This window comes from Novosphingobium sp. 17-62-19 (assembly GCF_002256775.1).
Lineage (GTDB): Bacteria > Pseudomonadota > Alphaproteobacteria > Sphingomonadales > Sphingomonadaceae > Novosphingobium.
Window position 1 is genome coordinate 1 of sequence record NZ_NCII01000040.1, and the last position, 24,774, is coordinate 24,774.

Here is a 24,774-nt window from a genome sequence, read left to right on the forward strand (position 1 = left end):
ATCGAGGCAAGGCTGGAAGCGCTCGCGAAAAAATGGGCGCCGCGGACACGCCGCAAAGCCTGACAGGCCGCGTCAACGCCACCTTCCGTCGGCGCTTACCCATCATCTTCATGCGATGAATTTCGACTGTACGCGGGCTGATATCGAGATCGCGGGCGATGGCCTTGTTGCTGCAGCCTTCGGCAAGACGATCAAGCACTTCGCGTTCGCGTGAACTGAGGCGCGAGATGCGCTGGCGGGCTTCGGCGGCGCGGGCGCGTTGGGCGCGGAAACTGTCAGCCTCTCTGGCAGCGCGCGAAATCGCTTCATTCAATGGGCCGATTTGCGAGGGCATTGCCAAGTAGTCCAGCGCGCCCGCCTTGATCGAGCGGACGACCGCCGCCGTCTCCGGCGCTTCTGCTATGGCTATGACCGGCAGCCAGTGCCCGGCGTGCATCATCGCCGCGATCAGGCGGGGGATGCCTTCGCCGACCGGCTCGTCCTGCGCAAGCACCAGACCACCCGAGGGGGCATGGGACAGCAGCTCGTCCGCCGAGGCATAGATTTCAGCATGATGGCCAGCTGCAAATGCAAGCCGTGCGAGTTGCGCCCTGCGGGCGGAGTCACCATCGAGGATGTGGAGTGTTACGCGATCAACCATGTTTGCAGGTATGCGCCTGCCCAGATTTTCCGCCACAAAGGTTAGTTTCGGAATGAACCGAATGTGAACGCTAATGCAGCCGCTTACACGTTTTTCCTTAGGAAGATCGCTTCGGGAACGGATGCAATCGTTTTAATGCGAACCATCCGCAGTGCAATTTTTAGAATATTGCGACTAATTCTCAGAGAATCACGTGATTCTCGTTACATAGCGTTAAGCATGTTGATCTGCGAAGTAGGCCGCTGTCTTGGATTCACGAAGGTCAGCTTTCGGCGATCTGTTCACCATCCTGCACGAATGTGTAATCGGGCAGTGAGTGGAAGGCTTGGCGCAAGGCCTCGCTCCAACTCGACGAGATAGACGTGAAATATGGGTCGTTGGCCAGGATGCGACGCTGGTGCAACGGCTCAAACCGATCACGCTCCATCACCATCAGATCCAGCGGCAAGCCGACCGACAGATTGGCAGCCAGTGTGGAATCGAAGGACACCATAACCAGCTTGACCGCATCTTCGAATGACATTGTGCGATCATAGCCGCGCAACAGGATCGGGCGGCCGTACTTGGTTTCGCCAATCTGGAAGAAGGGCGTGTCGAAGCTTGCCTCAATGAAATTGCCTTCAGGGTAGATCATGAACAGGCGCGGTTCCATGTCCTGAATCTGGCCTGCAACGATGATCGAAGCGGTAAAGCGCGGGCCTTCGGACTGCATACCGCCTTCCTGTCGCCCTTCGATCACGCCGCGCAGAAGGTTGCCAACCAGCGTAGCCACCTGAAACATCGTCGGCGCATCAAGAATGGAGGGTCTGCGATCGCTGGGTGCCTTGTTGCGCTCTTCCAATTGCGAAATCACGGCCTGAGTCGTGGCAAGGTTGCCCGCCGTCATGATCGTGATCTGGCGTTCGCCAGGCACCGCCCAGTGGAACATCTTGCGGAATACCGAGATGTTATCGACGCCGGAGTTGGTGCGCGTGTCGCTCATCAACACGAGGCCCTTGTCGAGCACCATTCCCACGCAATACGTCATCGCCCTGCCCCGACTTTTCCTAACGCCAATGACTTCACCCGGCGCGCACGCCGAATCTTCCCGTCTTGGGCCAATTGAGCGGCTTATTGTTCCACACGCTGTTGCTGCACGGCAAGCTTCACGTGCATGGATTCATCCCGCGCGCCGTATCTTATCCCCGTAACCGGTGCAGCATCCCGATAATCGCGACCCGTGGCAACGCGAACGTAACGCGCATCGGGGCTGATGCCGTTGGAGATATCGAAGCCGACCCAGCCCAACCCTTCGACGAAGGCTTCGGCCCAGGCATGGCCTGCGTCCTGATCCACCCGGTCATTCATCATCAGGTATCCGCTGACATAGCGCGCCGGAAAGCCCAATGCACGGGCAGCACCAATGAAGACGTGGGCATGGTCCTGACAAACTCCACGCCCGGCCAGCAGCACGCCTTCTGCCGTAGTGGCGGAATCTGTGTGACCGGCGGCATATTCCACCCGCTCACGTATATGCGCAGACAGGGCGTGCAGCGTCGCCAGCGTGTTCGTCTCGTTGCCCAGCGCGGCCAGCAGACTGCGCGTTCGGGGTCCGGCGCGCGTGAGGTCGGTCTGTTCAAGAAACTGCCACATCGGCATGAAACCGGAATGGCGTCCGATGATGCCATTCTCATCATTGGTATCGACGATCCCTTCGCAGCGGATCGTCACCTCGGTAACGCCGGGATCGAACGAGATCAGCGTGACGTGATTGCTGTTGGGATCCTCGTATTCGACCTGCCGCAGCGCGCCTTCGAAATGCATGTTCCATTCGATCACGCGCTGGCCCGAGGATGTCTTGGGCATCAGGCGCAAACGCTGCAATCCGCGGCTGACAGGCCCGGAGAAAACGTAATGCGTGGTATGGTCGATGGCGAGGCGCATGGAGTTTCGACCTAATCGATGAAGCGGTAATCGCGCTGAATCTGCAGCGCCAGCGCGGTGTTGTTGCGGATGAACGTGCCGATGAATTCGTGCAGGCCCTGTTCGAAGATCGCCTCGATTGTGGCGTGGTGGAACTGGCAATCGGCGTCGCGCAGAATTTCATGGCAATGCATTTCACCGCCATATTCGCGCGCCAGACTGGCAAGGTTTGACCGCAGCTTTGAATAGCAGAACGCGAGACTGCGCGGGAAGCGTCCGTCAAGGATCAGGAACTCGGCAATGCCGCGCGGGTCCATGCGTCCGGCATTGAGCCAGCGATAGGCGCGTTCACCCGCGACAGAGCGCAACACGTTTTCCCACTGCACATTGTCCAGACTGGACCCGACATATGAGACGGACGGCAGCAGCACATAATATTTCACGTCGAGGATACGCGCGGTGTTGTCTGCCCGTTCGATGAAGCTGCCGAGGCGCGCGAAATTGTAGATCTCGTTGCGCAGCATGGTGCCTTCCATCGCGCCGCGCACTTGCGTGGACTGACGGCGGACAAGATCGAGCACAGCGCCAAGCCGTGTTTCGGTGACAGGGCGGGCCAGCGCCTCCTTCAGCTGCATCCAGCCATCGTTGACTGATTCCCACACCTCGCGCGTGATACCACCACGCACCATGCGCGCGTTGGTCCGCGCCTCTTCGGTGATCGCAAGGATGCTGCCGGGGTTGTCCCTGTCGCGCAGGATGAAGTTGAACACGTGAGGCCCGGTATATTCCGTCCCGTGCCGCGCCTCGAACGCTTGCCGCAAGCCGAGCGTGACGATGAGCGACCGCCATTCGTCAGAAGCATCGGATGCATCGCGGGTAAGCGCCATGCGGAACCCGGCCTCGATCAGGCGCGAGATGTTCTCCGCACGTTCAAGGTAGCGGAATAGCCAGAAAATGCCGTTTGCGGATCTGCCTAACATCAGTCGTCCAGTACCCAGCTGTCCTTGGTGCCACCGCCTTGCGACGAGTTCACCACAAGCGATCCCTTTTTCAGTGCGACCCGCGTCAGCCCGCCCGGTGTAATGTCTATCCCGTTCGGGCTGACCAGCACGAAGGGCCGCAGATCTACATGGCGTGGCGCAAGACCTGCCTTGGTCAGGATCGGCACGGTGGACAGCGACAGCGTGGGTTGGGCGATGTAGTTTTCGGGCTTCGCGCGCAGCTTGGCCTCGAATGCTGCCAGTTCCCTTTTCGACGATGTAGGCCCGATCAACATGCCATAGCCGCCCGACCCATGAACTTCCTTAACCACAAGATCGGCCAGATTATCAAGGACATAGGCCAGTGCATCCGGTTCTGCACAGCGCCAGGTCGGCACGTTGGGCAGGATCGGCTTTTCGCCAGTATAGAATTCGACGATTTCCGGCATGAACGAATAGATCGCCTTGTCATCGGCAATGCCCGTTCCCGGTGCATTGGCAATGGTGATGCCGCCCCCCCGATAGACGTCCATGATGCCCGATACGCCAAGCACCGAATTCGGGTTGAAGGTCAGCGGATCGAGATATTCGTCATCCACCCGGCGGTAGAGCACATCAATCGGCTGATACCCGCGCGTGGTGCGCATGGCGATGCGGCCATTCTCCACCCGCAAGTCGCTGCCTTCGACCAGTTCGGCTCCCATCTGGTCGGCCAGAAATGCGTGTTCGAAATAGGCCGAATTGTAGATGCCGGGCGTAAGCACCGCGACCACCGGTTTCTTGCCATTAAACGCTGCGGGGGCGCAGGCGGCAAGGCTGCGGGCAAGGCGGCGCGGATAGTCCGATACCTCGCGCACCCGAACGCGGGTGAACAGTTCCGGGAACATCGCCATCATCGTTTCGCGGTTCTCCAGCATATAGGAGACGCCAGACGGGGTGCGGGCATTGTCTTCCAGCACCATGAAATCATCTTCGCCCGTGCGGACAAGATCGATCCCGACGATGTGCGTATAGACCCCGCCCGGCGGCGTGAAGCCGACCATTTCGGGCAGGAACGCTTCGTTGTTTTTCAGCAGCCGCGCAGGCAACCTGCCTGATCGCACGATTTCCTGCCGGTGATAGAGGTCATGGAGGAACGCGTTGAGCGCCCTCACCCGCTGTTCGATTCCGCGCTGTAGCTTGCGCCATTGTTGCGCAGTGATTATGCGCGGCACCATGTCGAACGGAATCAGCCGCTCCTCAGCGTCCTCATTTCCATAGACGTTGAAGGTGATGCCAGTGCGCCGAAAGAAAGCCTCAGCCTCACTCCCCTTTCGCCTCAGCAGGTCTGGCGGCTGCTCATCATGCCACTGGCAATATCCAGCGTAAGCCGAGCGCACCGATCCATCGGCGTGGAGCATCTCGTCATAAGACGAGGGCGAGGTTTTTGTCATAGGCACATCCCGTTCGCCGACGAAGCTTGCACAACGCAAAGGCGTTGCCAAGTGTACGAATGTTGCACCTGCGAAATAAATTTGCGCCGCGTTGGAGCAAGGCGCCTAGTAGGCAGCAACCAATCGTTTCAACATCGCTGCAACATCAGGATGTGCGGCAAAGCCCAGATGCGTGCAGCGCATCGGCACGGCAAGATCGCGCTCGCCTTTGCGGCCGCACGACGAGCGGGGGGAAACGATACCGTCGCGCGCGCTCCACAAAGCAACTGTGGGCACCGGCGGCTTGACCGACATCTCCATGCCGATCGGCGGTGTGTCCACCGAATGGCCCGCGATCAGCTGGTAGGCGCGCCAGGCGTTGTTTGCGCGACGGTCACCTGAAAAGGGCGTGCCCATAGTGATGACCAGCCGCACTGCTTCAGGGTGCTTGCGCGCCACTTCGCGCGCAAAAATTCCACCAAGGCTCCAGCCAATGAGCACCAGCGGCTCACCTTCCTTGCGCGCCATGGCAACCACGCGCTCGCACAGGCGCTCGAAGCGGTCTTCGGTCGGGCCAAAGTTGAAGCCGAGGCCCCAGTCACTGACGCGGTGCCCGGCGGCTTCAAGCGCACGGCCCAGCGGCTTCATCCGCGCAGGGTGCGTGCCAAAGCCGGGCAGGAGCATAACGGCGCGCGAAGGCGCAGACGGCTCGCTCACTATACGCGGCTGGCGGGTGGCCTGCCAATGTTCAACCGGCGTGCGCAGTTCGCCCAGCAAGGCCTGCCACTTCGGCCCACGCACACCTGCCGGGCGCGGCTGGAACGCCAGCGCGCCGCGCCGCGCCATTTCGGCGCGCACCAGAGCGATTCGCGCAGAGAACTGCGCGAAACCGCCTTCGTTTACTGTGTGTTGCGCGATCATAGTCATGGCGTGCACCCTATCGGCCTAACCGCCGATGAACGCCAGCATCGCGTGTTTGTTTCAAAATTACGTCAAGAATGCGAAACTATGACACCTCGTCACCCTTGCATTCGCCGACGTGCTTGGAGTTCATGGCCATCTCTACCGACATTGTCTTGCCGTTGGGGGCGCTGCCATCCATGTTCATTTTCATGTCATAGGCCCCTTCGCTGTAAGTGCCCGACATCTTCATTTTCGCCGCAGGCGTGCCTTCACCGCCGGGGCTTTTGCAGGTCATGGCTGCATCGATCTTGCCGTTGCCCATGGTGAAGCTGTCATAACGGCAGTCCTCGCCCTGCTGGCCAAAAAATCCACCATCGGGCTTTTCAGCCTCTTCCGGTGTCAGGCAAGACGCGAACGTGCGGCTCTGCCCCATCATCTGCTCCATCGCCTGTTTGGCTTCGGGCGGCATCCCTTCGACTTCAAGCTTGGCGAACTTCATCGTCAGCTCCCAGCGCCCCGGCTTGAGCTTCATGCCCGCATCGGCAACCGATTTGGCCACTTCAGCGGTGCTCGCGTTCTTCTTTTCGACCGTGGCATCTTCGCCACAGGCGGCCAGCAGAAGCAGCGGGATCAGGGCAATCTTGGCACGCATGAGGCTCTCCGTCTTTCGTTCCGGCGGCGAAGCTAACAGCCGGGCGGAAAAGCGCCAGTGCCGTGCGTCACCATGGTTGCGTGGACGCGGTTTGTTCCCCATATCCGGCGGCATGGCTGAACTCGTTATCCGCAGGGGACTCGAAGAGCCCGACACGTCCGGCACTTTCGTGCCCCACCGCCCCGCGCGGCCAGACAAGGTCGAGGGCGGCAGGCCGTTCAAGGTCGTCTCGGAATACGAACCAGCAGGCGACCAACCCACCGCGATTGCCGACCTTGTAGCCGCCACGCGCGATGGCGATCAGACGCAGGTTCTGCTCGGCGTCACCGGCTCGGGCAAGACTTTTACGATGGCCAAAGTGATCGAGGAACTGCAGCGCCCTGCCCTGATCCTGGCACCCAACAAGATCCTCGCCGCGCAGCTCTATGGCGAGATGAAGAGCTTCTTCCCTGAGAACGCTGTGGAGTACTTCGTCTCCTACTACGACTATTATCAGCCCGAAGCCTACGTCCCCCGGTCTGACACCTACATCGAGAAGGAAAGCTCGACCAACGAGGCGATCGACCGGATGCGCCATTCGGCCACGCGGTCCTTGCTGGAACGCGACGACGTGATCATCGTCGCCTCGGTCTCGTGCATCTACGGCATCGGCTCGGTCGAAACCTATTCGGCGATGATCTTCGATCTGAAAGCCGGGCAGACGGTCGACAGCGGCGAGATCATCCGCAAGCTGGTGGCGCTGCAGTACAAGCGCAACGATACCGGCTTTGGGCGCGGCAACTTTCGCGTGCGGGGCGACAATCTCGAAATCTTCCCCTCGCACTATGACGATACGGCCTGGCGCATCAGCTTCTTTGGTGACGAGGTGGAGCAGATCGCCGAGTTCGATCCGCTGACCGGCAAGACCGGCGCGAAGCTGACCAACGTGCGCGTCTATGCCAATTCGCACTACGTCACGCCCGGCCCGACGATGCAGCAGGCAGCGCAGGCCATCCGCTTCGAACTGACCGAGCGGCTGAAGGAACTGGTGGCCGAGGGCAAGCTTCTGGAGGCGCAGCGGCTGGAGCAGCGCACCAACTTCGACCTCGAAATGATCGCCGCCACCGGCTCATGCGCCGGGATCGAGAACTACAGCCGCTTCCTGACCGGACGTCTGCCGGGCGAGCCGCCGCCGACGTTGTTTGAGTACCTGCCCGACAATTGCTTGCTGTTCCTCGACGAAAGCCACCAGACCGTGCCGCAGATCGGCGCGATGGCGCGCGGGGACCACCGGCGCAAGCTGACGCTGGCCGAATACGGCTTCCGCCTGCCCAGCTGCATCGACAACCGCCCGCTGCGTTTCAACGAATGGGACGCGATGCGCCCGCAGACGGTGGCGGTTTCTGCAACGCCCGCATCGTGGGAAATGGAGCAGGCAGGCGGCGTCTTTGCTGAACAGGTGATCCGCCCCACCGGGCTGATCGACCCGCCGGTGGAAATCCGCCCGGTCGAAGATCAGGTGCAGGACTGCATCAACGAGTGCAAGAAGACCGCCGCCAACGGCTACCGCACGCTTGTCACCACGCTGACCAAGCGCATGGCCGAAGACCTTACCGAGTTCATGCACGAGGCGGGCCTGCGCGTGCGCTACATGCACTCCGATGTTGAAACGCTGGAACGCATCGAACTGATCCGCGATCTGCGGCTCGGCGTCTATGACGTGCTGGTCGGCATCAACCTGCTGCGCGAAGGCCTCGACATTCCAGAATGCGGGCTGGTGACCATTCTGGACGCGGACAAGGAAGGCTTCCTGCGCAGCGAAACCTCGCTGATCCAGACCATTGGCCGCGCCGCGCGCAACGTCGATGGCCGCGTGATCCTCTATGCCGACCGCATGACCGGCAGTATGGAACGCGCCATCGCTGAAACCGACCGCCGCCGCGCCAAGCAGGAAGAATACAACGCCCTCCACGGCATCACTCCCACCACCATCAAGCGCAACATCCACGACATCGTGGCAGACACGTCAAACCGCGACGGCGTGCTGGTGGACATCGACGCCGAAGGCACCAACAACCTCGTCGGCCACAACCTGCGCGGATATATCGAGGATCTGGAAAAGAAGATGCGCGCTGCTGCGGCGGATCTGGAGTTCGAGGAAGCCGGCCGGTTGCGCGATGAGATCAGACGGCTGGAAGCGACCGAGCTTGGCCTGCCTGCGAGTGAGCACAAAGCGCCGATTGTGGGGCGGAGCAACGAGGGCAAGCCGGGGACGCGCAAGACAAGGTATGGGAAGAGCCAAAAGACGAAGTGGGGGAAGTGATGATCTTGCTTAACCGCAAAATGGGCATAATATTTTATATTTAATTCAGATACTTGACTATTTTCTCTGGGAAAACGCAGTTGCCGTGTTCGTTAAAATCCTAGTGGGGACGGTATATCGGGTTGCACCAAGGAACCGCAGCCATGATCGTCAGCTTTGCCAACAAGGAAACCGAGGCCGTCTGGCTTGGCCAGCGCAGCCGCAAGCTGCCTGCCGAAATACAGCAACGCGCCCTCACCAAGCTGGCCATGCTCGATGCAGCCGCCGAGTTGGACGATCTGAAGAACCCACCCAGCAACCGTCTTCATGACCTGAAGAAGGACCGCGCAGGGCAACATTCCATTTCCATTAACCGGCAATGGCGCATATGTTTCGTCTGGAAGGACGGAAATGCCCACGATGTCGAAATCACCGACTACCACCGATGACGAATGGCTGCACAACCCCCACGCGGGCGAATTGCTCGTGTCGGAATTCATGGAGCCGCTGGAACTCGATTGCGCCGCACTGGCAGCAGCAATCGGTGTGGAACCTGCGCGTCTGTCAGCAGTGATTGGCGGCGCAGCGCGGATTGATGGCGAACTCGATCTTCGCCTCGCCCGCTATTTCCGTATGTCCGAGGGCTTTTTCCTGCGCCTGCAGGACCAGTTCGAACTGCGCAAAGCCAAGCGCGCTCTCGAAGGCGATCTTGAACGGATCGTGCCCCGCGCCGCCTGATTTCGCCATGAAGTTTTCCGCCCCCACAATCCTCGCGCTCACCCTCGCCGCCTGCTCGCAATCCCCCGCCACGCCGGTGCGCGAGGGTGCGCCGGACAACGCGGTGCGGCTCGCCATGCCTGCGGGCGAAGCTCTGCCGGGGGTGCGTGAGGCTTTGTCAGAACCGGTGTGGGCCGCTGCGCCCGATGCGCAGTCGGCGCGGTTCGGGCATCCGGGGGAGACGCCGCTGGTGTCGGTCGCCTGCCGTGAGGGTGTGCTGGTCGTCACCCGTCATGCCGCAGCGCCAGTTGGGGCGCAGGCCTTGTTTGCGCTGGTGGGAAGCGATGGCATCTTGCGCCTGCCGGTGGATGCGACTTCGGTTCCCGGCCAGCGCGGTTATCTGTGGCAGGGGACGATTGCCGCCTCCGATGCCCGCGCAGACGTGATGCGGGGTGCCTTTACCGGCACTTTGCCCGGTGCGGGCATGATCAAGGTTTCTGCGGGCAGTGCCATCGGCGACGTGCTCAGCCGTTGCCGCAGCGCTGCACCGGTTGCTGTGCCCATGCCGACGGACACCAACCAAACCACCGAATAATCCAAATCCGTTCGTGTCGAGCGTAGTCGAGACACGAACGGGAGGCTGGTTCAGACCTTGCCGAACTTGGCCTCATAAGCCGCCTTGTCGCCGCCAGCCAGAAGCTTGGCCTGCTCCACCCAGTTGTCGCGCAACGGACGGCCCGCAAACGTGCCGAGTTGGGCATTGATCTTCGCAATGTCCTCATCGGTCCAAGCCGCGATCTGTGCATAAGTGGTAACGCCGAGAGAGGTCAGCAACGCTTTCAGCTTAGGCCCGACACCTTTGATGCGGCCAAGGTCATCGCCCGTTGTGCCAACCGGCGCGGCATCGGCAATCTCTACGGTTGCAGCCGCAGCCACCACTTCGCCAATCCCTGCCATCGTGCCCGCGCCGGGTGACGGAATGACCACGGGCGGCGGCGTAACCATCGCCGCAGCGCTAGGCGCATCGATCAACGCATTGTTCCGCGCCGCCTTTTCCGCGCCTTCCGAAAGAACGTCGGTATATTCGCGCTTCTTGGGCGCAGGCTTGCTCCGCCCCCACACCCACCAGACGACGAACACGATCACCAGGACGATGCCCGCCAGCAAGGCCTGGTTGGCTTCGAACATCTGCATCATCTGAAGTCCCCTTGATTCCCTCAGGCCGCCTGCTGCTTGCGGAACAGCACGCGATCCTCCGGCCCGAACGCGCGGACCCACAACATGTAGCAGTAAATACCCAGAATCATGGGAATTCCAAGCGCGAGTTCAGCCCACTCGGGCAGCCACGTGGTGGCAATGCCCACCGCCAGCGCAGGCACGATGGCCCAGGCAAGGCCCCAACGCCAATTACTGATCGAATGGCCCAGAATGCGCGAAAGCACCCGCGATTTCACTGCCGAAGACAGTCCGAGCGACAGCGCCAACGCCAGCGAGGCCGCTGCCGCAACATACATCGGTCCCCAGCCTGCATTCTTGGCCACCACGATCAAGGCGATCGTCAGAACCGCCTGAAACGCGATGGTCGCAAGGCTGATCCACAAGTTGCGCATACGGGCCAGATAGACCAGCGCCGCTTCGCTCACGACTGCCTTCGATGCCACGACCTCGGCAATCAGCAGGAACGCCAGCGCCGCCGTGCCCGAAACGAAGGCAGGCCCGCCAAGGCCCATCAGCCCTTCGCCCGGAATGCCCAGCGCCATCGCAATTCCGATCTGTGCAGCCCCGATCCAGAAGCCGACCTGACAGACCTGCTTGGCAATCGCCGCGTAGTCCTTGTCCTTGACGCTGCGGGTGATCACCGGACCAAGCACCGGTTCGAAACTGGTCTTCAGCTTCTGCGGCAGCGAAGCGATCTGCTGCGCGAAGTAGTAGATGCCAACCGCCGCCTCTCCCACAAAGAAGCGCAGGATGAACACATCGAGCTTGCGCGTGCCCCACTCCACCGCATCGGCCCCAGCCAGCGGAATATTGCGCCGCGCAATTTGCCACAGCAGCGCCGGGCGCGGCTTCCACGCTTGCGGCAGGCCATATGTGCGGACCAGCACGAACAGCGCCACCCCCGTCGCCGCCCAGACCGAAGCGAGATAGGCAAGACTGAGGCCGGATTCAGGCCACACGAAGTAAAACGCGCCTGCCGCAATGGAGATTGTCCACGGCTCTACCACCGAACGCGCGCGCACGGTGGTGGCCACGTCAAAGCGATAGGCCAGCGCCGCCAGCGCCAGATCGCCCAGCGCAAGGCCGGGGATGGCCAGCACCAGCAATGTATCGGCCATGTTGAAATTGCCACTGGGATACATCGATTCCGGGAACAGATAAATCAGCGCGCCCATGCCCAGCGCCAGCGATGAAGCCAACAGCACCGCATCGCCCACCACGTTGGCCGGATGCTCGTCGTTTTCAGCAAGGCGTTGCGCCAGCCCACGCTTTTGTCCCAGCGTCGCCAGCATCCCGGCGAACTCGACCATGACCAGCGCCGAAGCAAACCGGCCCATCGCGGGCGCTCCATAAAGGCGGCTGGCGATGAACAGAAACGGGATGCGCGCAAGCAGACGCAGCAGGAAGCCAAGGAAGTTCGTGCGCCCGCCTTTGGCCAGCGCCGCAATGTCCTGCTGCGGAGGTTGGGCAGCGTCAGACAAGCGGGTTTTCCGCCCTCAGCGGACGAGACAGCAATCCAGCCACGACATCACGCGCCGGGGCAGCGCCTTCCAGCAGAGCAACCACCGCCTCGACAATCGGCATGGAGATACCGCGATTGCTTGCGATTTCGGCCAGCACCGGGGCGGTGAACGCGCCTTCCGCCACCGAATTTTTCGCGCCCAGCACATCAGCCGCAAGGGCACCCTCACCCAGCGCCTTGCCGAGCGAAAAGTTGCGGCTTGATGTGGACGAACAGGTCAGCACCAGATCACCCAACCCTGAAAGGCCCGAAAGCGTCTCCGCCTTTGCGCCAAGCGCCAGCCCGAAGCGCTGCATTTCGGCAAAGCCCCGGCTGATCAGCGCCGCGCGCGCATTCTGGCCAAGGCCCAGCCCGTCCACCACACCACAGGCAATGGCCAGCACGTTCTTCACCGCCCCGCCAATCTCTGCGCCGGTCACGTCATCGGAAAAATAGGGTCGGAACGTGGGCCGCGCGATGGCGGCAGAAAGCCGTTGCCACTGCGCCTCGCCGCCCTCGCACGCCAGTGTCACCGCCGTCGGCAACCCAGCGGCAACTTCGTGCGCGAAGGTTGGACCGGACAGCACCGCAAGGCTTGCCCCCGGTGCAGCGGCACGCGCCACATCGGCCATCAGCCGCCCGGTGCCCGCCTCGATCCCCTTGGAGCAGAGCACAACATCGCCCCCCTCACGCCCGATGCCACCCAGCACGCTGGCAAGGAACTGCGCGGGCGTGACCATCAGCAACACCGGCAGCGCCGCCATATCGGCCAAGTTCGTCGTCGCGCGGATCGTGGGAGCCAGCCTAGCCGATGGCAGGAACAGGCTGTTGGTGCGAGCCGAATTGATCTCGTCAACCAGTTCAGCCTCACGCGCCCAAAGCAGCACGTCGCGCCCGTCGCTTGCCAGCATCTGCGCAAGGGCTGTGCCCCACGCGCCTGCACCGACCACCCCAACAGCAGCAGTCATCCCTTCACCCCCGCACCACGCACCGGCGCGGCATTGGCATCGAGCGGCCAGCGCGGGCGCGCCGCCACATCAAGGCCGTCAACATATCCCAGAGCGAACCGCTCCGCGCCAGCCCAGCCGATCATCGCGGCATTGTCTGTGCACAGCTTTGGCGGCGGAGCGACCAGGGGCAACCCGTGTTGTGCCGCCAGAGCCTCCAACGCGCCCCGCAAAGCCGCATTGGCGGCAACTCCGCCCGCCACGACCAGCGCGGTCATTCCTTCCGAGGCCGCACCCAGCGCAATCCGCGTGCGGTCCACCACGCAATCAAGTGCAGCCTGCTGGAACGAAGCAGCAATATCAGCGTCCAAATGAATGCCCGCATCCTTCGCCCGCATCACTGCGCTTTTCAGCCCGGCGAACGAGAAGTGCGGCTCGCCACTTCCCACCAGCGGGCGCGGCAACGACACCGCCTTCGCATTGCCCTCACGCGCCAGCCGTTCCACAGCAGGCCCACCGGGATAGCCAAGTCCGAGAATCTTGGCCGTCTTGTCGAAAGCCTCACCCAGCGCATCGTCAATCGTGGTGGCAAGGCGGCGATACTGGCCAACGCCCGCAACCTCCAAAATCTGGCAATGCCCACCTGAAACCAGCAGCAGCAGATAGGGGTAATGCAACGAAGCATCGGCAAGCCTTGGCGAAAGCGCGTGGCCTTCCAGATGGTTCACGGCGATCAGCGGCTTACCCGCCGCCATCGCCAGCGCCTTCCCAGTCACAAGCCCGACCATCACGCCACCGATCAGCCCCGGCCCCGCCGTCGCCGCAATCGCGTCCATATCGTCCAGCGCCAGCCCTGCATCGGCCAGCACCGCGCCCACCATCGGACCCAGCACTTCCACATGCGCGCGCGCCGCAATTTCGGGCACCACGCCGCCATAGGGCCGGTGCGCATCATCTTGCGAGGCAATGCGTTGCGCCACGATCCGCTCTGTCAGCGTCGTGCCATTGCTGTCGATCACCGCGGCGGCGGTTTCATCACAACTGGATTCTATGCCAAGGATCAGGGCCATCTGGCGCTTCCCTCTAGTGATAATCCCGGTTACGGCAAGCAGAGCATGAACACGCAGCCGATAGAAGCCTCGCCTGAACGCCCTCTGAAGCTGGGCACCCGCGCCTCGCCGCTTGCCATGGCGCAAGCGTATGAAACCCGCGCGCGCCTTTGCGCGGCGCACGGCTGGCCCGAAGCTATGGTCGAAATCGTTGCCGTGACCGCCAGCGGCGACAAGATTCTCGATCGTCCCTTGGCCGAAATCGGCGGCAAGGCGCTGTGGACCAAAGAACTGGACGCCTGGCTGTTCGATGGCGAGATCGACATTGCAGTCCATTCCATGAAGGACGTGGAAACGCTGCGTCCTGAACAATTCTGCATCGCCGCCGTTCTACCCCGCGCCGACGTGCGCGACGTGCTGGTGGGTGCGGCCTCCATCCATGCCATTCCGCCCGGTGCGCGCGTCGGCACCAGCGCGCCACGCCGTGCAGCGCAAATGCTCCACGCGCGATCAGACCTCACCATCGTCGGCTTTCGCGGCAATGTCGCCACGCGGCTGGCCAAGCTGCAGTCTGGCGAAGCGGACGTGACGCTGCTCGCCGCAGCCGGATTGCAACGGCTGGACCAGACCGGTGTCGGCACACCGCTGTCCGAACACGAATGGCTCCCCGCCCCGGCCCAAGGCGCAATCGGCATCGAATGCCTCGCCGCGAATGAGCGCGTGCGCGGCTATCTGTCTGCCATCGATGACCAGCCGACGCATAACGCTGTCATGGCCGAACGTGCCCTACTCAAGGCGCTGGGCGGCAATTGCCACAGCCCGATTGCCGTGCTGACTACCCACCACGAAGCCTCGCTCACCCTGCGCGCCGCGATCTACAGCCCGGATGGTGCAGAACGGATCGAAGCGCACGAAACCTTCGCGCCGGACGATACCGACGGCCCACAGCGGCTGGCGCATCGCCTGCTGGCCCATGCGCCTGAATCGGTAACTGTCCACTTCTCAGGCGAATGACCGCGCGTTCCAAGCCGTTGCCGATCATCGTAATTCGCCCACAACCGGGCAACGATGCCACTTGCGCCGCCGCCCGCGAACGCGGCGCCGAGGCGCTGGCCTTTCCCCTGTTCACTATCGAACCGCTTGCGTGGGATATGCCTGAAGGTCCGTTTGATGCCATCCTTGCCGGAAGCGCCAACGTTTTCCGCCACGGCGGTGAGGTATTGCAAACTCTAAGAGATGTTCCGGTCATCGCCGTGGGTGAGACGACCGCCGCCAGCGCGCGTGCGGCGGGCTTCACGGTCAGCCACATCGGTGAAGGCGGCCTCCAGCCCGTCGTCGCAACGCTGCCACCGGGGAGATACATCCGAATCGCCGGTGAAGACCGCGTCGAACTCACCCCGAAACCCGGTGTGCGAATCGAGACAACAGTGGCTTATGCGGCACGTAGATCACCGCTTCCAAGTGCGCTGGTGCACATTTTGGAGGCTAGCGCCGTTGTGCTGCTGCACTCTGGCGAGGCCGCGCGCCATTTCGCCGCAGAGTGCAAAAGGCTAGGAATTTCAAGAAAATCAGTCCGCATCGCGTGCCTTGCGCCTCGCATCGCCACGCTCGCTGGAGAAGGTTGGGCGGCAATTGCCACCGCTCCTGCAAGAACCGATGCCATGCTGCTGGAAACTGCCCTGCGAATGTGCAAGAGAGTGTGACATCGGGGCGACAGGACAAGCGAAAACGGATGCAAGATTTAGGCTACAGCCCACAAACGACACCGCGACGAAGCGGTATTGGGGGCCGCACTATGGCAGCTCTGGCGGCAGGATGCCTGCTCGCAGGCGCTGCCGGAGCGGCATGGCTTGGCTGGCGCAATGGCCTGATTGATGTGCAGGTTGGCGATTCCGGTGTGCCGCAACTCGTTACGTCTCCCATCGCGCCGCCCTCACCCAGCGCCTCGGCTGCCGAAGCTGTGGCCGTCGCCAATCGTGCTCAGGTCGATGCGCAAATCGATAGCGCCAGCGCAAAGCTTGCCGCGCTCGAACAGCGCCTCGCCGAATTGAACCAGCAGGCCATCGCCGCCTCGGGCAATGCCAGCCACGCCGAAGCACTGCTGCTGGCCTTCGCTGCGCGGCGCGCCATTGAACGCGGCCAGCCGCTCGGTTGGATCGAAACCCAGCTTCGCGCCCGCTTCGGGCAGACGCAAGGCGCCGCGGTGGATCGGGTAATTGCTGCGGGGGTCATGCCGGTCACGATTTCACAGCTCGGCGAAGAATTCGAACTCCTCGCCACCCAGCTTGTCGGCGGGGCAAAGGACGAAGGCACGTGGGACTGGCTGACCCGTCAGGTCTCCGACCTCTTTGTAATCCGTCACGATGATTCGCCGTCTCCTGCCCCCGAAGTGCGGCTTGAACGCACGCGCGCTTTCCTTGCCGGCGGCAAAGTGGAAGCCGCCGTGGCAGAAATCGAAAAGATGCCGGGCCGTGCCGCAGCCAACGGCTGGATCGTCCGCGCACGTGACTACATGGCCGCGCAGCGCGCGCTCGATCAGCTTGAGGCAGCCGCGCTCACCGGGGCGCAGCCGGTTTCCGCGCCAGCAGAGCCAACCATCACGTCAGTGCCGGAAACGCCAGAGGCCTCTGCTTCCGTTGCCGCGCCGTCCGCACCGGATTTCTAAACCGCCGGATTTCCAAGCAGAAAGCTCAGGCTGCGCGCAGCAACCTTGGCAGGTTCCCGCTCATCCCGCGCGCCTCATCCATGAACCAGCGCTTGAGGGGCGCAGCGCGCTGAACCCCCGCCATACCAAGGCGGCGCACGGCAGACGGAAGCTTGCCCGGAATGCCGAACAGCCGCGTCAGAACGTCAGTCGCGGTAGCCACCATGAAGGTATCGACCGCACGCCAGCGTTCATATCGCGCCAGCAATTGCGCATCACCTACATCAAGCCCCAAGCGCGCGCCATCGGCCAGCACCTCGACCAACGCGGCCACATCGCGCAGCCCCACATTCAGGCCCTGCCCGGCAATCGGGTGCATCCCGTGCGCCGCATCGCCCACCAGCGCCAGCCGGTCTTCCACGATCTTTGCTGTGTGGTGGAAATTCAGCGGGTAGGACGTGCGCGGACTCGCCAGCGCAATCTCGCCAAAAATGCCGTGCATCCGGCTCGCCACTTCGCCCAGGAACATCGCCTCGGGCATGGCCAGAACAGCGGCAGCATCTTTTTCTGCCACCGTCCAGACCAGCGCAGAGCGATGCTTGCCGTCCTCACCATCACGCAACGGCAGCAGCGCAAACGGCCCGGCTGGATAGAACACTTCCCACGCCACGTTGCCGTGCGGCTTCTCATGCGTCAGCCCGGCGATGATTGCGCGGTGGCCGTAGTCCCACTTGGCGGACGTGAACCCTGCCTCATCGCGGGTGGGAGACTTGCGGCCCTCTGCCGCGACCAGCAAACGCCCCTTCAAAACTCGCCCGTCGGCGAGAGTCACGGCAACGCCATGCTCGCCACGCTCACGCGAAACGACGTGGCTGTTGGGATGAAAGGTGATCGCTTTTTCACGCGCGGCCACACCATACATGACAATGCGCAAATCGCGGTTGGCGTACATGCGGCCCAGCGAACCATCTCCGTCACCCGGCTGGAAATCGATGCGCCCCGGCTTCATCCCGTCGGTCACGGCGATGGAAGCAATCGGACACCCCTTGGGCGCCAATTCATCGGCCATGCCAAGATTGGTGTAGAGGTTCCAGCTTGCGGTAGAGATCGCCGAAGCGCGTCCATCAAAGCCGTCCGCCGTCTGGGCCGCAGGGTCCGAATTGTCGACAACGTGCGAACTGATCCCCGCCTTGGCAAGGCCAATGGCCAGCGTCATGCCGACCAGCCCGCCGCCAAGGATCACCACATCCGAATTCGAATCGCTCACCTGATCGCTCCACACGTATTGCCGGGGCCACCATCAAGGTCGAGGCAGCGTCCGTCAAATGCACCTTGGGGGATCTTGAGCCCGATCCATGCCGCAAGTGATGGCGCGATGTCCACCGTTTCCACCGCGCTGGGCTGTTCAAAACCTGTCATGCCCTTGCGCCAGAACAGGATCGGCACGCGCCGGTCATAGTCCCACGGGCTGCCATGCGTGGCCACATAACCCGGCCCCGGATTGGCAATCGGCACCACCCCGCGCTTCAGGAACACCACGAAATCGCCTGAATGCAGCGGGTTATACGAAGCGCGTGCACGTTCGGCCAAAGTCCACGTTTCGGGCGATGTGGTCGGCATCGGGGTTGCCGCAATTTCGGCGGCAGAAAGCACCACTTCCACCTGTGGGTCAGCCTCAAGCAAAGCCTTGGCGTCGTCAACCAGCTTGCCCTTCAGACCGGCCGCCAGATCGCGCCGCAGCCAGTAATCACCCGAAGCACCGTCCGACAGGATCAGGCCCTTGGTCTCCAGTCCGTAACGCTTGCCCAGCGTATCCGACAGCGCCTTGGCCGACACCGCCTCGCTCACCCGTGACGATGTCTCAAGCGCTTGCTCGTGCAGCCGCTCAGGCAAATCGAACCCGCCGTGATCCGCCGTCAGCACCACGCCATAGTCGATCCCACGCTTGTCCAGACTGGCGAAGAAATCGCCCAGCGCCATGTCAAGCTGGGTCAACTGAATGCACATTTCCGCGCCTTCGGTGCCGGTGCCATGCCCCACATAGTCCGTTGCGGACAAACTGACCGACAGCACATCGGGCACCGCGCCTTTGCCCAGCTTCTGTTCGTCCACCAGCTTCAGGCCCAGATCCAGCGTTGCCCGGTCCAGCCGGGGCGATGTGCGGAAAGCATTGGCATCGCCCGCTTTCAGCGCGAAATGACCATTACCGATGGTCACGCTGCCCGCCTTGATTGCACGGTCAGCACGGCGGCAATATTCTGGCAGCGGAAATTCGGCGGCACCCTTGGCCAGCACTTTGGTGATCTCATCATTCTGCGCTGCGGCAGCCGGGCCGATTTCGCGCCCGTTCAGCGTGGCAAAGCCTTTGCCCTTCCACCAGTAAACCTGATCGATATCGTGCCCGCCCATCATCAGCGCGCCGCGATCCTTGCCCGAAACGGCGATATTGCGCGCCGCCGGATTGGCCTGCTTCATCCACTCGCCCAGCGTCGGCACCAGCAGATGCACAGTGGAGGCGACATAGTCCTTGGACCCCGCACTGCGCTGCGCGACGTCTTCGGCGCAATAGACCACGTTCGGCCCCACCGTGACCGACTGGTCGATCCATGAATTGGCAATGATCCCGGTATGCGCAGGGCGGTTGCCGGTAAGGATCGTGGAATGGCCGGGGCAAGTCTCGGTCGCCGCATGACTCTGATACCCTGCCGGAAATACTGCACCTTGCGTCAGCCGCGCAAAGCCGCCGGTAAAGCGCTGGCGATACTGCGCAAAAATGTCGGCCGAGAACTGGTCGATCGCAATCGCCACGATCAGCCGGGGCGCATTGGCCGGAACCTGCTGGCTCACCGCTGGCAGCACTTCCTGCGCGCTGGCGGGGATCATAGGCAGGGCAGTCGCCATCAGCACGGCAACGAACTTGGCTAGGCTTTTCACGCGCGACATACTCCTATGGGCAAACTTACTGGACTCAAGGCAAGGCCAGCCGTAGGACGCCCAAGAGCGCTACGCATGGCCCCGCTTGCGCTCTCGTTCAAGGGGCCTTTTTGGACCTTGGCTCCCTTATGCCGATCAGCGAAACGGCCCGGATCAACACTTTGCGCATCATAGCGATGTTTATGACCGCGCTATTGCTGCTGAGCTTTGCTCCGGCGCGCGCTGCGCCCAACCACGTGCAGGCGTCACTGCTGGCCGAAGGTCCTGTGGAGCCAGGCGCCACGGTCACGCTTGCGCTCCTGATGCAGCCGGAAAAGGGCTGGCACGGCTATTGGTCCAACCCCGGCGATGCAGGTTATGGCCTCGCGCTCGACTGGACGTTGCCGCAAGGGGTCACAACCGGCGCTATGCAGTTTCCGGTGCCGCAGACTTTGGTCATCCAGGGCCTGATGAACCACGTTTACGAGCATGATTACGCCGTCCTGGTGCCTTTCAGGGTGCCTGTAGGTGCAGTTCAGGGCACCACGCTGCCGATTAGCGTCAAAGCGCAGTGGCTGGCTTGCACCGACGCGATTTGCGTCCCCGAACGCGCAGACCTGCAAGGCACAGTTACAATCGGCAACGGGGCAAAAGACGCCCGCTTCGAGGCTTGGCGCGCCGCCCTGCCTGCCCCGCTTGATCGTACAGGCAGCTTTGCGCTGACCGACAAGGCCCTGCGCATCGCCCTGCCTTTCCCCGCCTCGGCCACGCTCGACGCTCCACACCTGTTCCTCTCTACCGAGGGTCTGGCGAACTATGGCGCGCCGCAGCGCTTCTTTCGCGATGGCGATACGCTGATCGTGGAGGTGCCGCTCGCCGCTTCGCCCGCGCCCGTGCAAAAGGTCGAAGGCGTGCTGGGGATGGGCAAGGACGCAGGCGGCATCGCGTTCACCGCCGCGCCGGGCGCCGTCTCCACAAGCGGCGAGGAAGTGGGCGGAACGGCCACCTTTTCCGCCGCCACGCTCGGCCTTGCACTCCTCGGCGCGTTCCTTGGCGGGCTGATCCTCAACATCATGCCCTGCGTCTTCCCGATCCTCAGCCTCAAAGCGCTCGCCCTCGCCCGTGGCAATTCGCACAACGCGCGGTCCGAAGGGCTGGCCTACACCGGCGGCGTCGTGCTCGCCTGCCTGCTGCTCGGCGGCGTGATGCTGGCCCTGCGCGCGGGCGGGGAACAAGTCGGTTGGGCGTTCCAGTTGCAGGAACCCGGCGTCATTGCCGTCCTGCTGCTGCTCGCCGTGGCGATCACCGCCAACTTGCTGGGCGTCTATGAGCTCCCCGGCCTGTCGGTGGAGCGCGGCGCGGGCACTTCCGGCGCGTTCGGCACCGGCCTGCTGGCCGCGTTCGTCGCCACGCCCTGCACCGGCCCGTTCATGGCCGCCGCGATGGGTGCGGCACTGGTCCTGCCGATCTGGGCAGCACTGGGCGTGTTCGCGGCGCTGGGTCTCGGCCTTGCCTTGCCGTTCCTGCTGCTCGGCTTCGTCCCCGCGTTGCGCCGCCTGCTGCCCAAGCCCGGCGCGTGGATGGAGCGTTTCCGCCGCTGGATGGCGCTGCCGATGGGCCTCACCGCGCTAGCCTTGGGTTGGCTGGCGTGGCGCGTAGGTGGGGCTGAGTTCACTGCCGCAATTGTCGCGCTCGCCTCGGCATTGGTCGTGCTTCTGGCCTTCACCGGCAAGGGCCAGCGCCGGGGACGCGCGGTCATGGCGTGGACATTGCCCGCCACGCTCCTGCTCGGCGCTGCCGCCTTCGCCGCCACCCCGCGCCTTGCCAATGCGCCCGCCGCTGAAAGCGGTGGCCTGCTCGCAGCCAAGCCCTTCTCCGAAGCGGCCCTTGCGGAAGCGCGCAAGGCTGGAAAGCCTGTATTCGCCTATTTCACCGCCGACTGGTGCCTGTCCTGCAAGGTCAACGAGGGCACCTCGATCGAGCGCGAAAGCACCAGGGCCGCGTTTGAAAAAGCAGGCGTGGTCGTGCTGGTAGGAGACTGGACGCGCCGCGATCCGGCCATCACAAAATTCCTGACCGCGCAGGGCGTTGCAGGCGTTCCGCTTTACCTTTGGTATCCGGCAAAGGGCGCAGAACCGCGCCAGTTGCCGCAAGTGCTGACGCCCGATTTGCTGGCGGAATTGCCCAGCAATTAGCTCTTCACTATAGCTCAGTGCGCCCCCGCGAAGGCGGGGGCCTCGTGCAGTTTATGATGGGTCAGCGCAGACGGCCTGAGGTCCCCGCCTACGCGGGGACGCAATGTTACGCTTGGGGCGCGTTACAAACTCTGCCCATCATCCACCGAAATAAACGTCCCCGTCACCTGCCTTGACGCATCCGACGCAAAGAACAGCATCATATCGTCCAGTGCCGAAATCTCGGTCAGCCGCTTCCTCGGCCACGCGGCGATCTGCGCCTTGCCGCCTTCGGTATCGAACCAATCGCCGTCAATCTCGGTGCGGATATAGCCCGGCTGGATCACGTTGACGTTGATCCCCAGCCGCGCCCATTCGCGCGCAAACTGCCGCCCCAGATGCTGCACCGCCAGCTTCGTGGCGGCATAGGCACTATCACCCTGTGCGGTCAATTGCGCGGTGATCGAGCCAGTGAGGATCACACGCCCCTTCTCCGATTGCTTCGATCCCGCCGCAATCATCCGTCGCGCACCCTCGCGCGCGGTGAGGTACACCCCGTTGAAATTGGTATCGACCACACGCCGCATGGCATCCGCTGGCAGATCGACCGAGCGCCCAGCCTCCACGATCCCTGCATTGGCCACCACCACATTGGGCACGCCCAGCCCGGCCTCAGCAGCATCATATGCAGCAATGATAGAAGCCTCGTCGGTCACATCCAGCGCCACGGCCTGTGCCTTGCCGCCTGCGCCGTTGATCTCGTCCGCCAGCGTGGCCACCCGGTCAACCCGCCGCGCCCCGACCACCACAGCCGCGCCTGCCGCCGCATAGAGCCGCGCAAAATGCGCGCCCAGCCCGGACGACGCGCCGGTGATCAGCGCAACACGGCCTTCAAGCGAATAGCGTGGACTGTCCATCAACCTCTCCATTTCCGGCGAGAGGATTTAACCGAATGCTTAAATCGCGCAAGCTCTGACTTGCGGCAGGAAACCGGCTATTTTAGCCCCGCTTCAACCCTGCCCGGCTTTGCCGCAAAGCCTTGCATCCCCAACCACCATTGCAGCGCAATAACGCCGCCTTTGGCTGGTTGCAGGAACGCGCCAAGCAGCCCGACAGCCATCACCGCCACAATCAGCATCATCGCCCACGCCGGAACGGCAGGGCTGAGGCCAAGTTCGATGATGACCGGCGCCATGATGTGCCCCGTCAGCAGGATGGCGATATAGGGCGGGAAATCGTCGGCCGCGTGCAGCGTCCAGTTCTGGCCGCACAGGCGGCACCGCTCCACCGGCTTGAGGAACGCGGCAAACAGGTGCGTCCCGCCACAGCGCGGACACTTGCCCTTCACCCCCCGCCACAGCGCACCACCCAATCCTTGCGGAAGGCTGGTGCGATCAATCGGCAGGGCAGCGTCTGGCATGTTACTTCGCGAACGGGTTCTTGGGGCTGCGCAACGTCATGCGGATCGGCACGGCGTCAAAGCCCAGTTCGCGGCGGATGCTGTTGATCAGATAGCGCCGATAGCTTTCGGGCAACTGATCCAGCCGCGTGCCGAACAGGATGAAGCCCGGAGGGCGCGTTTTGGCCTGCGTGATATAGCGCAGCTTGATGCGGCGGCCACCCGGCGCGGGCGGCGGATTGGCGGCCAGTGCATCATCGAACCAGCGATTGAGCGCGGCGGTGGCCACGCGCTTTGACCATGCGGCGCGGATTTCAAAGGCGGCGCTGAGCATTTCGTCCAGCCCCTTGCCGGTGCGGCCCGAAATCGCCAGCAACGGCACGCCACGCACTTGCGCAAGGCCATCTTCCAGCGCGGCACGAATGCCCTGAAACAGGCCCGAAGGATCTTCGGCAATGTCCCACTTGTTGATCGCGATCATCAGCGCGCGACCTTCTTCCAGCACCATCGAGGCGATCTTGAGGTCCTGATGCTCCAGCCCGCGCGTGGCATCGAGCATCAGCACGACAACTTCGGCAAAGTCGATGGCGTGGCGCGCATCGGCAACCGACATGCGTTCCAGCTTGTCGACCACGTTGGCCTTCTTGCGCATCCCTGCCGTGTCGATCAGGCGCACCGGGCGATAGCCTTCGCGCTTGGGATCGAACCACTGCCAGTCAATCGCAATCGAATCGCGCGTGATGCCCGCCTCCGGCCCGGTCAGCAGGCGATCTTCGCCCAGCAGCCGGTTGATCAGCGTGGACTTGCCCGCATTCGGGCGGCCAACGATGGCAAGTTTCAGGACCGATTCGGGATCGAACTCCTCCTCGTCATCAATCGAAAGCGCATCGTCCTCGTCCTCTTCGGACTGCTTGGCCTCGATATGCGGGCGCAGCGCTTCGAACAGATCGGCCAAGCCCTGCCCGTGTTCGGCAGAGAACGCGATGGGTTCACCAAAGCCGAGCGAGAAGGCATCGAAAATGCCCGGATCGCCCTGACGGCCTTCAGCCTTGTTCGCCATCAGCACGATGGGCACACGGTTCTGGCGCAGATAGCGGGCGATTTCCTCGTCCAGCGGGGTGACGCCTGCACGCGCATCGATAACAAATAGCGCCACATCGGCGCCAACCAGCGATGCTTCGGTCTGCTTGCGCATCCGTCCGGGCAGCGTCGAGGGGTCTTCGTCTTCCCAACCGGCGGTGTCGACGATAGTGAAATCGAGGCCCAGCAGCGTGGCATCGCCAAAGCGGCGGTCACGCGTAACGCCGGGCTGATCGTCCACCAGTGCGAGCTTCTTGCCCACAAGGCGGTTGAAAATGGTGGACTTCCCGACATTCGGGCGTCCGATAATGATAACTTGAGGGCGCATAGGCCTCCCGTGGCTGTTCCCGCGCGTGAACGCA

24 protein-coding genes are annotated in these 24,774 nt (G+C 62.9%); 8 read left to right on the plus strand and 16 right to left on the minus strand.

The window, feature by feature from the left end:
• The 7 genes from B7X90_RS09085 to B7X90_RS09115 all read right to left on the minus strand — a co-directional run.
• Positions 1–640: LuxR C-terminal-related transcriptional regulator (locus B7X90_RS09085; protein ID WP_292623743.1), on the minus strand; the 640-nt coding region annotated here is incomplete at its 3' end.
• A gap of 262 nt (positions 641–902) precedes the next feature.
• Positions 903–1,667, minus strand: coding sequence for a proteasome-type protease (locus B7X90_RS09090; protein ID WP_292623745.1), 765 nt, complete (start codon positions 1,665–1,667; stop codon positions 903–905).
• Positions 1,668–1,750: 83 nt separating this feature from the next.
• Complete coding sequence (locus B7X90_RS09095) at positions 1,751–2,563, minus strand: transglutaminase family protein (protein ID WP_292623747.1); 813 nt, start codon at positions 2,561–2,563, stop codon at positions 1,751–1,753.
• A gap of 11 nt (positions 2,564–2,574) precedes the next feature.
• Positions 2,575–3,522 (minus strand): alpha-E domain-containing protein, encoded by a 948-nt coding sequence (locus B7X90_RS09100; protein ID WP_292623750.1) that lies wholly within the window; start codon positions 3,520–3,522, stop codon positions 2,575–2,577.
• Positions 3,522–4,955, minus strand: coding sequence for a circularly permuted type 2 ATP-grasp protein (locus tag B7X90_RS09105; RefSeq protein WP_292623751.1), 1,434 nt, complete (start codon positions 4,953–4,955; stop codon positions 3,522–3,524). Before B7X90_RS09105 ends, B7X90_RS09100 begins: the two co-directional genes overlap by 1 nt.
• Positions 4,956–5,060: 105 nt before the next feature.
• Positions 5,061–5,861 carry an alpha/beta fold hydrolase gene (locus B7X90_RS09110; RefSeq protein ID WP_292623753.1) on the minus strand — a complete coding sequence of 267 codons (801 nt, stop codon included), beginning with the start codon at positions 5,859–5,861 and terminating at the stop codon, positions 5,061–5,063.
• A gap of 79 nt (positions 5,862–5,940) precedes the next feature.
• Positions 5,941–6,489 (minus strand): DUF3617 domain-containing protein, encoded by a 549-nt coding sequence (locus tag B7X90_RS09115; protein WP_292623755.1) that lies wholly within the window; start codon positions 6,487–6,489, stop codon positions 5,941–5,943.
• 112 nt (positions 6,490–6,601) lie between these two features.
• Between B7X90_RS09115 and uvrB the strand changes: the two genes are divergently transcribed.
• The 4 genes from uvrB (at position 6,602) to B7X90_RS09135 (ending at position 10,082) form a co-directional block, all read left to right on the plus strand.
• The gene (gene uvrB, locus B7X90_RS09120) at positions 6,602–8,791 is read left to right on the plus strand and encodes an excinuclease ABC subunit UvrB (RefSeq protein ID WP_292623757.1); all 2,190 of its coding nucleotides are present in this window, start codon (positions 6,602–6,604) and stop codon (positions 8,789–8,791) included.
• A gap of 143 nt (positions 8,792–8,934) precedes the next feature.
• Positions 8,935–9,219, plus strand: coding sequence for a type II toxin-antitoxin system RelE/ParE family toxin (locus B7X90_RS09125; protein WP_292623758.1), 285 nt, complete (start codon positions 8,935–8,937; stop codon positions 9,217–9,219).
• Positions 9,191–9,508 (plus strand): HigA family addiction module antitoxin, encoded by a 318-nt coding sequence (locus B7X90_RS09130; RefSeq protein ID WP_292623761.1) that lies wholly within the window; start codon positions 9,191–9,193, stop codon positions 9,506–9,508. Before B7X90_RS09125 ends, B7X90_RS09130 begins: the two co-directional genes overlap by 29 nt.
• Before the next feature lie 7 nt (positions 9,509–9,515).
• Positions 9,516–10,082, plus strand: coding sequence for a hypothetical protein (locus B7X90_RS09135; protein WP_292623762.1), 567 nt, complete (start codon positions 9,516–9,518; stop codon positions 10,080–10,082).
• Between the two features lie 50 nt (positions 10,083–10,132).
• On the opposite strand, the gene B7X90_RS09140 is transcribed toward B7X90_RS09135, so the two are convergent.
• From B7X90_RS09140 to tsaD, 4 genes are read right to left on the minus strand one after another with little or no spacing between them, the layout of a single operon-like run.
• Complete coding sequence (locus B7X90_RS09140; RefSeq protein WP_292623764.1) at positions 10,133–10,684, minus strand: hypothetical protein; 552 nt, start codon at positions 10,682–10,684, stop codon at positions 10,133–10,135.
• A 20-nt stretch (positions 10,685–10,704) separates the two neighbouring features.
• Positions 10,705–12,186: an oligosaccharide flippase family protein gene (locus B7X90_RS09145; protein ID WP_292623765.1), complete on the minus strand. Its 1,482-nt coding sequence runs from the start codon at positions 12,184–12,186 to the stop codon at positions 10,705–10,707.
• A complete protein-coding gene (locus tag B7X90_RS09150) occupies positions 12,179–13,174 on the minus strand; it encodes an NAD(P)H-dependent glycerol-3-phosphate dehydrogenase (protein ID WP_292623767.1) in 996 nt (331 codons plus the stop codon). The genes B7X90_RS09145 and B7X90_RS09150 overlap by 8 nt, the downstream gene beginning before the upstream one ends.
• Positions 13,171–14,223 (minus strand): tRNA (adenosine(37)-N6)-threonylcarbamoyltransferase complex transferase subunit TsaD, encoded by a 1,053-nt coding sequence (gene tsaD / locus B7X90_RS09155; protein ID WP_292623770.1) that lies wholly within the window; start codon positions 14,221–14,223, stop codon positions 13,171–13,173. Before tsaD ends, B7X90_RS09150 begins: the two co-directional genes overlap by 4 nt.
• 45 nt (positions 14,224–14,268) lie before the next feature.
• Here tsaD and hemC point away from each other — a divergent pair, with 45 nt between their 5' ends.
• The 3 genes from hemC (at position 14,269) to B7X90_RS09170 (ending at position 16,867) form a co-directional block, all read left to right on the plus strand.
• A complete protein-coding gene (hemC, locus tag B7X90_RS09160; RefSeq protein WP_292623772.1) occupies positions 14,269–15,216 on the plus strand; it encodes a hydroxymethylbilane synthase in 948 nt (315 codons plus the stop codon).
• Positions 15,213–15,905, plus strand: coding sequence for a uroporphyrinogen-III synthase (locus tag B7X90_RS09165; RefSeq protein ID WP_292623774.1), 693 nt, complete (start codon positions 15,213–15,215; stop codon positions 15,903–15,905). Before hemC ends, B7X90_RS09165 begins: the two co-directional genes overlap by 4 nt.
• Positions 15,906–15,997: 92 nt before the next feature.
• Positions 15,998–16,867 carry a hypothetical protein gene (locus B7X90_RS09170; RefSeq protein WP_292623775.1) on the plus strand — a complete coding sequence of 290 codons (870 nt, stop codon included), beginning with the start codon at positions 15,998–16,000 and terminating at the stop codon, positions 16,865–16,867.
• A 25-nt stretch (positions 16,868–16,892) separates the two neighbouring features.
• On the opposite strand, the gene B7X90_RS09175 is transcribed toward B7X90_RS09170, so the two are convergent.
• Together B7X90_RS09175 and B7X90_RS09180 are read right to left on the minus strand one after the other, a co-directional pair.
• Positions 16,893–18,113, minus strand: coding sequence for a UbiH/UbiF/VisC/COQ6 family ubiquinone biosynthesis hydroxylase (locus B7X90_RS09175; protein WP_292623777.1), 1,221 nt, complete (start codon positions 18,111–18,113; stop codon positions 16,893–16,895).
• Entirely contained in the window at positions 18,110–19,789 is a 1,680-nt protein-coding gene (locus B7X90_RS09180; RefSeq protein WP_292623779.1) for an alkaline phosphatase family protein, read from the minus strand. Before B7X90_RS09180 ends, B7X90_RS09175 begins: the two co-directional genes overlap by 4 nt.
• 173 nt (positions 19,790–19,962) lie before the next feature.
• Between B7X90_RS09180 and B7X90_RS09185 the strand changes: the two genes are divergently transcribed.
• Positions 19,963–21,954 (plus strand): protein-disulfide reductase DsbD domain-containing protein, encoded by a 1,992-nt coding sequence (locus B7X90_RS09185; RefSeq protein WP_292623781.1) that lies wholly within the window; start codon positions 19,963–19,965, stop codon positions 21,952–21,954.
• Positions 21,955–22,076: 122 nt separating this feature from the next.
• Here the strand turns inward: B7X90_RS09185 and B7X90_RS09190 are convergent, their stop codons facing one another.
• The 3 genes from B7X90_RS09190 to der all read right to left on the minus strand — a co-directional run bounded on the left by B7X90_RS09190 (position 22,077) and on the right by der (position 24,740).
• On the minus strand, positions 22,077–22,850 hold the full coding sequence (locus B7X90_RS09190) for an SDR family NAD(P)-dependent oxidoreductase (RefSeq protein WP_292623782.1): 774 nt from the start codon (positions 22,848–22,850) through the stop codon (positions 22,077–22,079).
• Positions 22,851–22,927: 77 nt separating this feature from the next.
• Positions 22,928–23,353 carry a DUF983 domain-containing protein gene (locus B7X90_RS09195; RefSeq protein ID WP_292623783.1) on the minus strand — a complete coding sequence of 142 codons (426 nt, stop codon included), beginning with the start codon at positions 23,351–23,353 and terminating at the stop codon, positions 22,928–22,930.
• Between the two features lies 1 nt (position 23,354).
• Positions 23,355–24,740: a ribosome biogenesis GTPase Der gene (der, locus tag B7X90_RS09200; protein WP_292623785.1), complete on the minus strand. Its 1,386-nt coding sequence runs from the start codon at positions 24,738–24,740 to the stop codon at positions 23,355–23,357.
• Positions 24,741–24,774 lie beyond the last annotated feature (34 nt).

Bases quoted from the DNA above. Each gene is read 5' to 3' on its own strand.
- B7X90_RS09090 (WP_292623745.1), bottom strand. From the start codon at position 1,667: ATGACGTATTGCGTGGGAATGGTGCTCGACAAGGGCCTCGTGTTGATG.
- B7X90_RS09095 (WP_292623747.1), bottom strand. From the start codon at position 2,563: ATGCGCCTCGCCATCGACCATACCACGCATTACGTTTTCTCCGGGCCT.
- B7X90_RS09100 (WP_292623750.1), bottom strand. From the start codon at position 3,522: ATGTTAGGCAGATCCGCAAACGGCATTTTCTGGCTATTCCGCTACCTT.
- B7X90_RS09105 (WP_292623751.1), bottom strand. From the start codon at position 4,955: ATGACAAAAACCTCGCCCTCGTCTTATGACGAGATGCTCCACGCCGAT.
- B7X90_RS09110 (WP_292623753.1), bottom strand. From the start codon at position 5,861: ATGACTATGATCGCGCAACACACAGTAAACGAAGGCGGTTTCGCGCAG.
- B7X90_RS09115 (WP_292623755.1), bottom strand. From the start codon at position 6,489: ATGCGTGCCAAGATTGCCCTGATCCCGCTGCTTCTGCTGGCCGCCTGT.
- uvrB (WP_292623757.1), top strand. From the start codon at position 6,602: ATGGCTGAACTCGTTATCCGCAGGGGACTCGAAGAGCCCGACACGTCC.
- B7X90_RS09125 (WP_292623758.1), top strand. From the start codon at position 8,935: ATGATCGTCAGCTTTGCCAACAAGGAAACCGAGGCCGTCTGGCTTGGC.
- B7X90_RS09130 (WP_292623761.1), top strand. From the start codon at position 9,191: ATGTCGAAATCACCGACTACCACCGATGACGAATGGCTGCACAACCCC.
- B7X90_RS09135 (WP_292623762.1), top strand. From the start codon at position 9,516: ATGAAGTTTTCCGCCCCCACAATCCTCGCGCTCACCCTCGCCGCCTGC.
- B7X90_RS09140 (WP_292623764.1), bottom strand. From the start codon at position 10,684: ATGATGCAGATGTTCGAAGCCAACCAGGCCTTGCTGGCGGGCATCGTC.
- B7X90_RS09150 (WP_292623767.1), bottom strand. From the start codon at position 13,174: ATGACTGCTGCTGTTGGGGTGGTCGGTGCAGGCGCGTGGGGCACAGCC.
- tsaD (WP_292623770.1), bottom strand. From the start codon at position 14,223: ATGGCCCTGATCCTTGGCATAGAATCCAGTTGTGATGAAACCGCCGCC.
- hemC (WP_292623772.1), top strand. From the start codon at position 14,269: ATGAACACGCAGCCGATAGAAGCCTCGCCTGAACGCCCTCTGAAGCTG.
- B7X90_RS09165 (WP_292623774.1), top strand. From the start codon at position 15,213: ATGACCGCGCGTTCCAAGCCGTTGCCGATCATCGTAATTCGCCCACAA.
- B7X90_RS09170 (WP_292623775.1), top strand. From the start codon at position 15,998: ATGGCAGCTCTGGCGGCAGGATGCCTGCTCGCAGGCGCTGCCGGAGCG.
- B7X90_RS09180 (WP_292623779.1), bottom strand. From the start codon at position 19,789: ATGTCGCGCGTGAAAAGCCTAGCCAAGTTCGTTGCCGTGCTGATGGCG.
- B7X90_RS09185 (WP_292623781.1), top strand. From the start codon at position 19,963: ATGACCGCGCTATTGCTGCTGAGCTTTGCTCCGGCGCGCGCTGCGCCC.
- B7X90_RS09190 (WP_292623782.1), bottom strand. From the start codon at position 22,850: ATGGACAGTCCACGCTATTCGCTTGAAGGCCGTGTTGCGCTGATCACC.
- B7X90_RS09195 (WP_292623783.1), bottom strand. From the start codon at position 23,353: ATGCCAGACGCTGCCCTGCCGATTGATCGCACCAGCCTTCCGCAAGGA.
- der (WP_292623785.1), bottom strand. From the start codon at position 24,740: ATGCGCCCTCAAGTTATCATTATCGGACGCCCGAATGTCGGGAAGTCC.